Here is a 12082-nt window from a genome sequence, read left to right as displayed (position 1 = left end):
TACACCCTTTAACTTAATGTTTTGTTGATTGCTTCAAGCACACGGTCTGCTTGGAAAGGTTTTACGATGAAATCCTTTGCGCCAGCTTGAATGGCATCGATAACCATTGATTGCTGTCCCATAGCAGAACACATAATGATTCTTGCCTGTGCATCAATTTGTTTGATTTCTTTTAATGCCGTAATCCCATCCATTTCTGGCATCGTGATATCCATAGTAACAAGATCAGGAGAATGCTCTTTATACTTTTCTACTGCTTGTGCTCCATTTTCAGCTTCCGCTACTACTTCAAATCCGTTTTTCACCAAAATATCTTTAATCATCATTCGCATAAATGCTGCGTCATCTACAATTAAAATTCTGTGTGCCATAATCAATCTCTCTCCTTGTGTTTCATTATTTTAAATTATTAATGCGCTCTGCCTGGCTTAAAATATCAGTGACTCTTACTCCGAAGTTCTCTTCAATGACAACGACCTCGCCCTTGGCAACAATACGCTGGTTAACTAAAATATCTACCGGCTCACCGGCTAATTTATCAAGTTCAATAATACTTCCGGCAGAAAGCTCCAAAATCTCTTTTACGCTTCTCTTCGTTCTGCCAAGCTCAACAGTAATCGAAAGCGGGATGTCCAACAGCATATCCAGGTTGTTTATAGGGGCTTGTGCAGCCTCGTTTGGATCAAACGCGGAAAATTCCACCGGTGAAACCTGAACTGGTGCTGCTTTTTTCGGTGTTCCCTGCCTTTTTGGCGGCTGCTGCTGTTGCTGCGGTTCAATACGCGGCTCTGGCATGACAGGCTCTTTCGGCTGCTCATATGTAACATCAGGCTGCGCCGTTGTTTCTTCCTCTGCACTCTCTGTGTTCATCAGATTTGCAATTAAATCTTTTGCAAATGACAGCGGGTACAGCTGCATAATACTGGAATCTATTAAATCTCCCACCTTTAAGTTGAAAGACACTTTCACCAGCATTTCATCATCAGGTATGCGGTCTGTTCCCTTTTCTTCAGTAACATCGAGCAATTCAACCCGAGGCGGTGAAATATCAATTTTTTTACTGAAGACAGTAGACATTGATGTGGCGGCTGATCCCATCATTTGGTTCATTGCTTCTTGAACCGCGCTTAAATGGATTTCACCCAGTGAAGGGTCCGCGCCTTTTCCGTCTCCCCCCATCATTAAGTCAGCGATAATCGCCGCGTCATTTTGTTCCACGACCAGCAGGTTGCTGCCACTGAAGCCCTCCGTATAATTTACTTCAATCGCTACATACGGTTCAGGAAACGCATCGCTGATTTTACTTTTAGGAATGACAGTTACGCTCGGGGTCGTAATATCGACCTTTTGATTTAAAAGCGTTGATAGTGCTGTCGCAGAACTGCCGAATGAAATATTCCCGATTTCACCGATCGCATCACGCTCCATTTCCGATAAGTCATGTACTTCCGGAGCCTCTGGCTCATCCGGCGTGCTGCCTGTGCCGTTAAGAAGCGCGTCAATCTCATCTTGAGATAATCTATTATTCTCCATCTTGTTCACCTCTTATGTCGTGATCTAAAATTTGCACTGCCTGCTTTCGATTCACCCGGCCGGCTTGTCCTAAAAATTTCGGCTTATCTCCGACCAATACAGTAAGAGGATCCGTGACTGAATTGTCCAAAGTTATGCAGTCTCCGACTTCTAAACTTAAAAACTCTTCTATTGTCAGTTCAGATGTGCCGAGCTCGGCCACGACAGGTATCTGTGCTGTCATGATACGTTTTTCAAGCGACTTTGTTTCCTCAGGCTTCGGCTCGTTTCTATCTGATTGCATCCAATAGTGGACCGAAAGCTTCGGTATGAGCGGCTCGAGGACAATATGCGGGATACAAAGATTAATGACACCGCTGATTTCACCGATTTGAGTATTGAGTGAGATCACCACGACCGTTTCATTAGGAGACACCATCTGAACGAATTGCGGATTCACCTCAAACTCAGTCATTTCCGGTTCAATATCAGCAATTGACTGCCAAGCTTCTTTATAATTTCCCAGTGCATTTTCAAATAAATTAGAAATGATTTTTGTTTCAATTTCTGTCAAGCTGTCTACCTTATTATGACTGAGTCCAATACCGCCCATTACCCGATCCATCATCGTATAAGCAATCGTCGGGTTAACCTCCATCATAATTCTGCCTTCCATCGGATGGACATCAAACAGATTCAGAATCGTCATGTTCGGAATGGACCTGATAAATTCCTCATACGGAACCTGGTCAACAGAACTGACAGATATGTGAATATAGGTTCTGAGCTGTGCAGAAAAGTGAGTAGTAAGAAGTCTTGCAAAATTGTCATGAATTCTCGTTAAACTGCGGATCTGATCTTTAGAAAACCGCAACGCACGTTTGAAGTCATAAACCTTCACTTTCTTCTCTTTTTCTTCTTTTTTCAGCTCTTCAGCATCCATTTCACCAGTCGATATTGCAGAAAGCAGTGCATCTATTTCATTTTGGGAGAGAACTTCTCCTGACATTTTCCTCACCTCCGTATTCTGTCAAATGATTGTTTATTGCAGATTAAAGGAGGTAATATACACTTTTTCTACTTTTCCTTCTTGGAGGTAGCTATTTATTTTACCTTTTAGTTCCTTCTTAAAGGCTTCTTTTCCCTTGTCTCCCTCAATCTCATTAGCATTCGTATCAGCCAACAGTGATATTACAGCGTCCTTGACTTGAAAATCGCGTTTTTCAAGTTCCTCTTTTGATTTATCAGAGTCAGTTTCAAGTTTAATGGCAAGCCGGACAATGTTATCAGACTTTAAATTTGTTGTAATCTCTTCTACATCAACAGAAGATGCAACGATTTCATCGATACTTTTTTTCGCTTCACTTTTTTCGGACTTTCCGCCTAAAACAAAATAAGCCGCCGCCCCGAGAGCACCAATTACGATAAGAATAATTAGTAAAATGATCATTAATTTTTTCTTCATTCCGGTTCCTCTATTCCTTGGTCCATTGAAAATATTTGTATGTTTCGGTAAAAAGATGCGATTTTTTCAAGAACAGCTTCTTCATCTTCTTTTACTACAAACTTCTTACCGTTTGACAGAGTGATTGTAGTATCCGGAAAGCATTCAATCTGTTCAATAAATAGCGCATTCAGTGTAAAGGGCTGCCCATTCAAACGGGTTACTTTAATCATAAAACAGCGGAGAAGCGATTACTCGCCTCCCCTCCCTCCTTAACGTTTAAGGTTAACCAGTTCTTGAAGGATTTCATCAGATGTTGTAATAATCTTCGAGTTTGATTGGAATCCGCGCTGGGCAACGATCATTTCAGTAAATTCGTCAGTTAAATCAACGTTAGACATTTCGATAAACCCTGATTTAAGAGCACCTGTACCGCCATCACCAGGCTGGTTGGCTGCGCTGGCTGTTCCAGAGTTTAAAGATTGACGATACAAGTTGCTTCCAATTTTGTCTAAACCGTCACTGTTTGCAAATGTAACAATCCCGATTTGTCCGCCGTCTTGAGGTTGGCCGCCCGCATCAACAATTGAAACCTTTCCATCAGAACCAATACTGAAGCTTTGTGCATCAGTAGGAATTTTAATTGTTCCGCCATCCATATTTAATACATGGTAGCCATCACCTGTCACCAATGTCCCGGTGTTATCTAAATAGAAGTTTCCAGCTCTTGTATAAGCTGTTCCGTCGCCTGTATCAATGCGGAAATAACCGTCGCCGTCAATTGCTAAATCAAGTGTTCTTCCTGTGCTTTGTGTTGCGCTTGTTGAATGAATTGTATCAATTGTGCCAGATGATGAACCTAAACCGATCTGCTTAGAGTTCGTACCGCCGATCGTGGCACCAGCCGCAGAACCGCCGGCAATCGTTTGGCTTACCATATCTTTAAAGGTAACACGGCTTTTTTTGAATCCTACTGTATTCACGTTGGCAATGTTATTGCCGATAACGTCAAGCTTTGTTTGAAAGTTTTTCATACCGCTGATTCCAGAATAAAGTGAACGTAACATAATATATTCCCCCAGATTTTTTTATTTAGAAGACTGTGCTACAGACAACACATTCGACGGGCTGATTTCAGTACCATCATTAAGAACAAGATAATATTTTCCTTTTGACTGTTTTACTGAACTTACTGTGCCTGTTTTTTCTGTTGCTCCTCCGTCAGCAGTCCAAGAAACTTCCTTACCCATCCAATCAAGGTACGTAGTAAACGGATCTTGATTTTCGACGAACTGAGTCATTGTGGTATTCAGATTCATCATTTGTTCCAGGCTTGAAAAAGTCGCCATCTGACTGATAAATTCTTTGTCATCAACCGGGTTAAGCGGATCTTGGTTTTGGACTTGGGTCATTAATATTTTTAAGAATTCATCTTTCCCCAAGCTGCTATTGCTAGTCGATACGGTGCTTGTTTTTTCAGGCAGCTTATATTCTGAACTGATAGATGTCATTCTTCTTCCTCCATTTCAACCTTAGCCACTTCATCGAGCAGATCACCGAAATCATTTGATTGCTTTTTCTGTCTTTGCTGTCTCTGTCCCTCTTGCTGCTGTTTCTGTTCATCAGCAAGCTGGCCGTATATCGGCTGATCCCCGCTTTGGACCGGGAGCGTAAAACGATCAATTTGGACGGCCATATTCGGCAATGATTGCTTTAGCTGTGGAAGATGCTGTTCAAGCAGCTCTTTTGCTGATTGGCTCGATGCAATGATTTTACTCTGAAACATCCCATTTTCATTTGTCAGCTTGATTGTGACAAATCCTAAGTGTTCAGGATTCAGCCGAATAGTGAAACTTCCCGTCGATCTGCCGAATGGCGTATATTTCATCTGCTTCCACGCACTGATCACTTGATCAGCCACCGTTTTGGTTTCGGCAGCCGGTAATTCAGATGACATCTGCTGCAAATCAAGTATTTGAACTCCTCCAGTGCTCCGGTACCCTGAAAATAGCATTTGGAGTCCTGATTTATTATCTAAAGACTGAATAGTTCCAGACGCATCCGATGCACTTTTACTGGTTGAACTCTGTGAGAGCGGTGCGAGAACACGTCTGCCAAAGTCTTGCGATGATTCGGATGATTTCGATAACAAGAAAGCTTTCAGCTGGCTTTCAGCTAAACTCCATTCTTTTGTCCCTTTTTGAGGAAGCATAGACATTTGTTCCATTAAGCTTTGAAAACTTTTCAGCTCTGACGCTGTCATCGAATAAAGTTTTGAACTCGACTCATCTTTAGTGAATATTTGCTGTTTAAGATCCTGAATTAGCTGTTGAGATACGCCCTTTTTTTCTAATGCAGAAAGAAATTGATCTCCATTCTGGTAAATGCCATGAGCTTCATTGCCATTCCCGCGGTCAGTCAGCTTCTTCACTTCTAACAGCTGACTAATAAACATCTGTATAAGGACAAGTTCTTTATCATTCACAGATACTTCATTCTCCTGGCTTGATTGCTCTGTATCAGACTTCAGTTTTTCATTAATGTCAATAGCAGAATCATTGGCAGGCAAGGCCGTTTTACCTTTTGAAATGATTTTCTCCGCTTCTGCGAGTAATTGATTCGCCCCGCCGGACATTTTTGATTCAACTGCTTGCAGCAGATTCTGCAGCATTTGCTGAGCAGTTTCATCCAACTGCTTCCCAGCTAATTTGTTTAATGTTTGCAAAAGTTCCGCCTTTTGTTTGTCTTGATCTTCAGGACTTGAAATGAGCCAATCACTAATCTTTTTAAGTGCATCTGCTACAAGCTGATCTCCGGAAATAGGAGTTCCTTTTCCTTGTTCTGAGGTTTCTTTCGATCCGGCCTCAGACATAAGCCAGTTTTGAAAAACTCCCTGGCTACTATTTATGGTTTTAGCCGCAGTACCCGCTGTGGTTTGCAGCAAAGGTCCCGCCAATTCAAGCAGCTTCACCTTTAATTCCCCCTATTCTTGGCTGGCAGCAATTTTTTCTGTATAAGTTGCCGCTTGCTCAGGAGTCATTTTCGCCAATATGTCGGCAAGCTGCTTTTTGCTTAGGCCATTCAATATTTTCAGCGCTTCTTGCTCCTTTAATTGGGCAATAATTTTAGCAGCCTTTCCGCTGTCCATGCTTTTATATACACTGATCACTTTGTCATTTTCCGAAGAAGAATTTGAGCTTGATGTTTTGTCGGTACTATCTTCTGATGACTTTTTTTGATCCTCCGCCGTCTTTTCAAGTGAACGGATCTTTTGATTGAGCCTGTCAATTTCAGATTTACTTGTTTCTAAATCTTTATTCAATATACTGATTTCACTTTTCTGATCCTTAATGGTCTTTTCCAGAGCTGCCGTATTACTGCTATCCTTACTTGTTGCTGTGTCTTTTTTATTTTCGGTTTCAGGAACCAATTCTTTAAGAACCGGCGTTTTTGCCGCAGCTTCCTGTATCGGCTTTAAAACATTGACACCAGCAGCCCAAAGAACAATCCCCCCTGCGATTAAAAGAAACATCAGCGGAAGGATAATGATAAGCAAAACCGAACGGAACTTACCTGATTCTTTCTTTTTGCCGGACATTACATTCGCTCCTAATGGCCTTGAATCATAAACTGCTTAATCGAAATATCGTCCATTTCTTTCATCTCTGCAGCTTTGTCTTCAAGAGCAAACATTTCAAACTGTTTTTCACGCATTTTTTCAAACTTTTTTACTTCAATATTTTTTTCAGTCAAAATTTCTTGTTTTTGATTCATTTGATTTCTTTTCATAATGACAAGCTTTTGATAGTGATAAATCGTATTTTCAAGATTTGAGACAAATTGCTGATAATGCCTCATTTCTTGTACACTCATGCCGCTTTTCAATTTCTTTTCCTTATTTTGTTCAAGCAATTCCTTTTTGCTCATATTCTCATATAATTTTTCTGCAACATTTTCAAATTCAGAAACTGATTGCTGATACTCGGATAAAAATTGATCTTTCTCATTTTCTTTTAGTTCCAGCAGCTTTTGGAATCTAAATTGATAAGCCACGTTTATTCCTCATTTCCTGTCAAACTAGTTAATCCAGCAATGCTTTCTTCCAATACTGCTGATTCATCTGTTCCTTGTTTTAAAAATTGAATAAGCTGCGGATAAAATTGTATTGCTTCATCAATTTCTCTTGAGGATCCTCTTTTGTAAGCTCCGATATTAATGAGATCTTCCGAATTTTGATATGTCGATAAAAGTTCACGGAATTTATTCGCCGCATCCAGATGTTGTCTTGTCGATATGTTTGACATCACCCTGCTGATGCTTTTTAGCACATTAACTGCAGGAAACTGGCCTTTATTGGCTAGCGCTCTGTCCAACACAATATGTCCGTCTAAAATCCCGCGAACAGTGTCAGCAATCGGCTCATTCATGTCATCCCCGTCTACCAATACTGTATAAAACGCCGTAATGGTACCGTGCTCATTTGCACCGGTTCGCTCTAATAAACGAGGTAAAATAGCGAACACAGAAGGTGTATAGCCTTTTGTTGTCGGAGGCTCTCCGGCAGCCAATCCAATTTCACGCTGCGCCATTGCCACCCTTGTAACAGAATCCATCATAAACATGACATTTTGGCCTTTATCGCGGAAATACTCGGCAATCGCCGTCGCTGTGTAGGCCGCTTTCAATCTCATTAAAGCGGGCTGATCTGAGGTGGCAACGACTACAATCGATCGTTTCAGCCCCTCTTCCCCAAGATCTTTTTCAATAAACTCCCGAACCTCTCGCCCGCGTTCACCGACAAGTGCAATAACGTTTAAGTCAGCCTCTGTCTGCTTGGCGATCATCCCCATTAATGTGCTTTTTCCGACACCGCTTCCTGCAAAAATGCCAATCCGCTGGCCTTTGCCGACTGTCAGTAAGCTGTCAATTGATCTGACGCCGACACCCATTTTTTCACGAATAGGCGGCCGTTTCATCGGGTTGGGCGGTGATTGCTCCGTTGATACAGGCGAAAGCCCTTTTGGCAGAAGTTTTCCGTCAAGCGGCTTGCCAAAAGCATCGATGACCTGTCCGATCAATCCGGCTCCGACTTTAACCCGAAGAGATTCACCAGTAGCTTCTACAATACTGCCGGGCGCAATGCTTGCAGCCTCTAAATAAGGCATAAGCAAAATATTTTCTTCCTGGAAGCCGACAACTTCAGCTTTAATGACTTTCCCAGACTGCCCTTTTGCATAAATCAGGCACACATCGCCAATTGAGCTTGCAGGACCTTTTGATTCAATCATCAGGCCGATCACCCGTTTGACTTTTCCGTACCGTTTATACGAGTCGGTCATTTCTATACAATCTATCAGACTCTGTGTCTTCATTCAGCTGCACCAGCTTCCAGCGCTGTCAGAAGTTTATCTTTCAACTGCATCAATTGTGTGTCAACACTCGCATCTACCCTGCCAAAAGGAGTTTCAATATAGCATGATCCTTTTGGGGCTTTTTCATCAGCATATATGCCAAGCCGACATTCTTTATAAAGAAGCTGCTGAATTTCATCTTTTTGCTGAAAGATTGTCTCATAGTAATAAGGATCCACATATATAGATATATCGTCATATTCCTTAACTTCGTTTACAACCTGTTGTACAAGCAGGAGAAAAGCCTCTTTATCATCAGATTTTTGCTGCCATACTTTTTTAGCTAGTGCGACGGCAAGCTCAACGATCTCTTCATTAGCGTCTTCAAGCTTATCCTCAACAGCTTTTCTGGACATTTCAGTTATGCTGTTCGCCCGATTGATAAGCTCTGCATACTGTTGAAGCGCCTCCGCTTTGCCTAATGCCATACCTTGTTCAAAGCCCTCAGCTTTTGCTGCCTCAATAAGCTTCTGTTTTTCAGCCGCCCAATCATTTTTTTCCTGCTCAATTTGACGGCGAATATTTTCTATATGGCTGTTCGCCTGATCAGAAATACGGTCAGCTTCCGCTTTCACCCGGGCCATAAGCGCTTCCGGATTCTCTTCAGCCTGCAAGAGGTGAGAATGATCGATACGCACCTCTTGTATAGAGAGTTTTCTTCTTTCCTTTTGTGGAGAAAAAGATGTTTCTTGTTTAATGATATTAGACAATAATATCGTCCCCTCCGCCTCTTGCTATCACAATTTCACCGGCTTCTTCAAGCTTTCTGACGATGCTTACAATTCTGGATTGAGCTTCTTCTACATCTTTCAAGCGTACAGGACCCATAAATTCCATTTCTTCTTTGAAGGTTTCAACCATACGCTGTGACATATTGTTGAATACAATTTCTTTGACTTCCTCGCTTGCAACCTTTAATGAAAGGAGCAGATCGTCGTTCTCAACATCGCGAATGACTCTCTGAATCGCGCGGTTATCAAGTGTAACAATATCTTCGAAGACAAACATCCGCTTTTTAATTTCTTCAGCAAGATCGGGATCCTGAATTTCCAATGAATCCAAGATCGTCTTCTCTGTTCCTCTGTCTACTCCGTTTAGCACTTCAACAACAGCTTCAATTCCACCTGTTTGTGTATAATCCTGAGTAAATGCAGAAGATAATTTTTGTTCCAAAATCCGTTCTACTTCATTAATAATTTCAGGTGACGTTCTGTCCATGACCGCGATTCTTCTTGCGACCTCGGCCTGCACTTCAGGATTCAGCTCAGATAAAATTTGCCCGGCTTGTACAGGATCTAAATAAGACAAGATTAAAGCCATCGTCTGCGGATGCTCTTGCTGGATAAAATTTAAAATTTGTTCAGGCTCCGCTTTTCTGGCAAAATCAAATGGTTTAACCTGTAAAGAAGAAGTCAGCCTGTTTAGAATGTTTTCCGCCTTATCTTCTCCAAGCGCCTTCTCAAGGACTTGTCTCGCATAGCTCAGACCGCCTTGAGAAATATAATCTTGCGCAATGGCTATATTATGGAATTCTTCTATAATTTCATCCTTTTTTTGATGATCGACACTTCGGACACCTGATATTTCCAGGGTAAGCCTTTCAATTTCTTCATCGGTTAAGTGCTTATATACAGAAGCTGACACATCTAACCCCAAGGAAATCATGAGAATGGCTGCTTTTTGTTTTCCTGTAAGCTTATCTTGATCACGTCTCGCCATTTCTAATTCCTCCTAATCCTCGGCCAGCCAGCTTCTCAGCAGTTTAGCAAAATCTTCCGGCTTGTCTTTCGCCATCTTTTCAAGCTGTTTTCGTCTGACTGTTTCCGCTGTTTCATTTTCATCTTCGTTAATATCAGGCAAATTGATTGGTTCTTGAGGAACCTCATACTCATATTCCTCAAATTCATCCTCTTGCGCCCGTTTCTTTCTGACAAGCATAATGATCAGAACAATGATCGCTGCGATTAAAACACCGCCTGCGATATATGCCCACAGCGGGATACTTGAGGATTTTTCCGTACTCGTATCCAAGTTGACTTTTCCGTCAAACGGCTGAACGGAGACCACAATTTTATTATTAATATCTTCATCAGAAAGGTTCTGGTTTTGTGCAGCATCTTTATCCAGTGATGTTCTGACAACAGTTGAAAGGATTTTTTGAATATCGTCCTGTCTTTCAGTTGATAGCGACGCTGTGTTTTTGGCATCAGGCGGCTCTACCATGACTTGAATTCCTAAATCTCTGACCTTATAAGGGCTTTCAGCGATTTCTTTATGAATTCGGTTAACCTCGTAATTGATTTTATTGCTGCTCTTTTCATAATTTCCGCTTTCGGTATTTTCGCCTTCAGCTTTATAGTTTGTTACATCTTCGTCGCCGGTTCCGGCAGTTCCGCCATTGGCTGCACCGTCACCCTGGTAAGTTTCCGATACCTTTTCCGCGCTGACTGCAATGCCTTCCATGTTTTCTTTATCAACAGGTTCGACAATGTCTTCTGTGCGGTTTTCTTTTGTGAAATCAATGTCTGCTGTAACGGAGACAACGACTTTATCTTGTCCCATCATCGTTCCAAGCAATGACTGAACATGTTTTTGAATGTCTTTTTCAACTTGAGACTTAATTCCTTGCTGAGAAGAATAACTATCCGCGTAGGACCCTGCATCACTGTCTGATTTGTCGTAGTATGTAGAATTTTGGTCCATGATGACGATGTTATCTTCTTTTAGGTTCGGCACACTTTTCGATACCAGATGATACAATCCGTTGATCTGGCTTTGATCAAGTGTATAACCCGGTTGAATCTGCAGAACGATTGAGGCCGATGCTGCTGATTGCTCCTCACCGACAAACACAGCGTCTTTCGGGAGGTTAATCATTACTTTTGAATTTTTGATACCGTCCATTTCATTGATCAAATTTGACAGTTCTGTCTGTGTTGCTTTCACTTTCACCATATCAAACTCATTGTCTGTCAAACCAAAGCCGGCATTCTGTCCAAAAAACGAATAATCAATTGATCCGGTTTTAGGAAGTCCTTCTGCAGCCATCTGCACTTTCAATGAATCAACCTGATCCTCCGGAACGCTAATCACTGTACCGCCATTCGAAAGTTCGTTCGGCACTTTTTTTGCATCTAGTTGTTCTTTGATTTGCCCTGCTTCTTCGGCAGACAAATCTTTGTACAGCGGCGCCATCTTTGTACTGGAAGCAAAAACACTAATAATAATTCCAATTATAATAATTGCCGCTAAAGCACTAATCATTAAAATCTTTTGTAATTTAGATCTATTTTTCCAAAACTCACTCGTTTTGTTTTTCATTTGCATTAGAGTACGATTCATGTTAACCCCCGGTCATTCCACTCTTTCTCTTAATCGTCGGACCCCCTACATTTGCATTCTCATAATCTCCTGATAAGCTTCCACAGCTTTATTGCGGAACTCTGTTGCTGCAGTTAGAGAGATGCTTGCTTTTTGAGCGGCGATCATGACCTCATCAAGATTTACATCTTTTCCTGCTGCTAAGGCATTAGTCATGTTGTCAGAAGCTACTTGGGACTCATTTAACGAACTAATAGAGTTTTTTAAAAGCTCCGAAAAGCTTGTTTGATTTGAAGAATCTGTTTTTTGGCTATTGTTTACTTGATTTGTTGCATTTTGAGTGTTTTGAGTATTTTGAACCTGAAAAGGAGAAATTGCATTAATCACATTCATT

General features: G+C 41.5%; 15 protein-coding genes. All 15 read right to left on the bottom strand.

Going from position 1 to position 12082, the window contains the following annotated elements; all coding sequences use genetic code 11:
• Nucleotides 1-8 precede the first annotated feature (8 nt).
• The 15 genes from cheY to fliE are packed head-to-tail and all read right to left on the bottom strand — an operon-like array spanning nt 9 to nt 12075.
• Nucleotides 9-371 carry a chemotaxis protein CheY gene (gene cheY / locus EFK13_RS08995; protein WP_014476812.1) on the bottom strand — a complete coding sequence of 121 codons (363 nt, stop codon included), beginning with the start codon at nt 369-371 and terminating at the stop codon, nt 9-11.
• Nucleotides 372-396: 25 nt separating this feature from the next.
• Complete coding sequence (gene fliY, locus EFK13_RS08990) at nt 397-1533, bottom strand: flagellar motor switch phosphatase FliY (protein WP_129505706.1); 1137 nt, start codon at nt 1531-1533, stop codon at nt 397-399.
• Complete coding sequence (gene fliM / locus EFK13_RS08985; protein ID WP_064813781.1) at nt 1523-2521, bottom strand: flagellar motor switch protein FliM; 999 nt, start codon at nt 2519-2521, stop codon at nt 1523-1525. The genes fliY and fliM overlap by 11 nt, the downstream gene beginning before the upstream one ends.
• 33 nt (nt 2522-2554) lie before the next feature.
• Entirely contained in the window at nt 2555-2977 is a 423-nt protein-coding gene (fliL, locus tag EFK13_RS08980; protein ID WP_129505707.1) for a flagellar basal body-associated protein FliL, read from the bottom strand.
• Nucleotides 2974-3189 (bottom strand): swarming motility protein SwrD, encoded by a 216-nt coding sequence (gene swrD / locus EFK13_RS08975; RefSeq protein WP_040083172.1) that lies wholly within the window; start codon nt 3187-3189, stop codon nt 2974-2976. The genes fliL and swrD overlap by 4 nt, the downstream gene beginning before the upstream one ends.
• A 39-nt stretch (nt 3190-3228) precedes the next feature.
• A complete protein-coding gene (gene flgG / locus EFK13_RS08970; RefSeq protein WP_129505708.1) occupies nt 3229-4023 on the bottom strand; it encodes a flagellar basal body rod protein FlgG in 795 nt (264 codons plus the stop codon).
• A gap of 21 nt (nt 4024-4044) precedes the next feature.
• A complete protein-coding gene (gene flgD, locus EFK13_RS08965; protein WP_064813778.1) occupies nt 4045-4467 on the bottom strand; it encodes a flagellar hook assembly protein FlgD in 423 nt (140 codons plus the stop codon).
• Nucleotides 4464-5927 carry a flagellar hook-length control protein FliK gene (locus EFK13_RS08960; RefSeq protein WP_129505709.1) on the bottom strand — a complete coding sequence of 488 codons (1464 nt, stop codon included), beginning with the start codon at nt 5925-5927 and terminating at the stop codon, nt 4464-4466. Before EFK13_RS08960 ends, flgD begins: the two co-directional genes overlap by 4 nt.
• A gap of 12 nt (nt 5928-5939) precedes the next feature.
• The gene (locus tag EFK13_RS08955; RefSeq protein WP_129505710.1) at nt 5940-6554 is read right to left on the bottom strand and encodes a MotE family protein; all 615 of its coding nucleotides are present in this window, start codon (nt 6552-6554) and stop codon (nt 5940-5942) included.
• Nucleotides 6555-6565: 11 nt separating this feature from the next.
• Nucleotides 6566-7009, bottom strand: coding sequence for a flagellar export protein FliJ (gene fliJ, locus EFK13_RS08950; protein ID WP_129505711.1), 444 nt, complete (start codon nt 7007-7009; stop codon nt 6566-6568).
• A gap of 2 nt (nt 7010-7011) precedes the next feature.
• Nucleotides 7012-8328 carry a flagellar protein export ATPase FliI gene (fliI, locus tag EFK13_RS08945; RefSeq protein ID WP_129505712.1) on the bottom strand — a complete coding sequence of 439 codons (1317 nt, stop codon included), beginning with the start codon at nt 8326-8328 and terminating at the stop codon, nt 7012-7014.
• Nucleotides 8325-9077: a flagellar assembly protein FliH gene (fliH, locus tag EFK13_RS08940; RefSeq protein ID WP_129505713.1), complete on the bottom strand. Its 753-nt coding sequence runs from the start codon at nt 9075-9077 to the stop codon at nt 8325-8327. The genes fliI and fliH overlap by 4 nt, the downstream gene beginning before the upstream one ends.
• On the bottom strand, nt 9070-10086 hold the full coding sequence (gene fliG, locus EFK13_RS08935) for a flagellar motor switch protein FliG (protein WP_003231981.1): 1017 nt from the start codon (nt 10084-10086) through the stop codon (nt 9070-9072). The genes fliH and fliG overlap by 8 nt, the downstream gene beginning before the upstream one ends.
• Before the next feature lie 12 nt (nt 10087-10098).
• Nucleotides 10099-11709 (bottom strand): flagellar basal-body MS-ring/collar protein FliF, encoded by a 1611-nt coding sequence (fliF, locus tag EFK13_RS08930; RefSeq protein ID WP_129505714.1) that lies wholly within the window; start codon nt 11707-11709, stop codon nt 10099-10101.
• 45 nt (nt 11710-11754) lie between these two features.
• The gene (fliE, locus tag EFK13_RS08925; protein ID WP_003238544.1) at nt 11755-12075 is read right to left on the bottom strand and encodes a flagellar hook-basal body complex protein FliE; all 321 of its coding nucleotides are present in this window, start codon (nt 12073-12075) and stop codon (nt 11755-11757) included.
• Between the last annotated feature and the right edge of the window lie 7 nt (nt 12076-12082).

It is taken from the genome of Bacillus cabrialesii, from assembly GCF_004124315.2.
Lineage (GTDB): Bacteria > Bacillota > Bacilli > Bacillales > Bacillaceae > Bacillus > Bacillus cabrialesii.
The sequence above is the reverse complement of the archived record's forward strand: the minus strand, read 5'-3'. Positions and strand labels throughout refer to the sequence as shown.

Coding starts and splice junctions, on each gene's coding strand:
- fliI (WP_129505712.1), bottom strand. CDS start 8,328: ATGAAGACACAGAGTCTGATAGATTGTATAGAAATGACCGACTCGTAT.
- EFK13_RS08955 (WP_129505710.1), bottom strand. CDS start 6,554: ATGTCCGGCAAAAAGAAAGAATCAGGTAAGTTCCGTTCGGTTTTGCTT.
- flgD (WP_064813778.1), bottom strand. CDS start 4,467: ATGACATCTATCAGTTCAGAATATAAGCTGCCTGAAAAAACAAGCACC.
- fliL (WP_129505707.1), bottom strand. CDS start 2,977: ATGAAGAAAAAATTAATGATCATTTTACTAATTATTCTTATCGTAATT.
- swrD (WP_040083172.1), bottom strand. CDS start 3,189: ATGATTAAAGTAACCCGTTTGAATGGGCAGCCCTTTACACTGAATGCG.
- fliM (WP_064813781.1), bottom strand. CDS start 2,521: ATGTCAGGAGAAGTTCTCTCCCAAAATGAAATAGATGCACTGCTTTCT.
- cheY (WP_014476812.1), bottom strand. CDS start 371: ATGGCACACAGAATTTTAATTGTAGATGACGCAGCATTTATGCGAATG.
- fliG (WP_003231981.1), bottom strand. CDS start 10,086: ATGGCGAGACGTGATCAAGATAAGCTTACAGGAAAACAAAAAGCAGCC.
- fliY (WP_129505706.1), bottom strand. CDS start 1,533: ATGGAGAATAATAGATTATCTCAAGATGAGATTGACGCGCTTCTTAAC.
- flgG (WP_129505708.1), bottom strand. CDS start 4,023: ATGTTACGTTCACTTTATTCTGGAATCAGCGGTATGAAAAACTTTCAA.
- fliF (WP_129505714.1), bottom strand. CDS start 11,709: ATGAATCGTACTCTAATGCAAATGAAAAACAAAACGAGTGAGTTTTGG.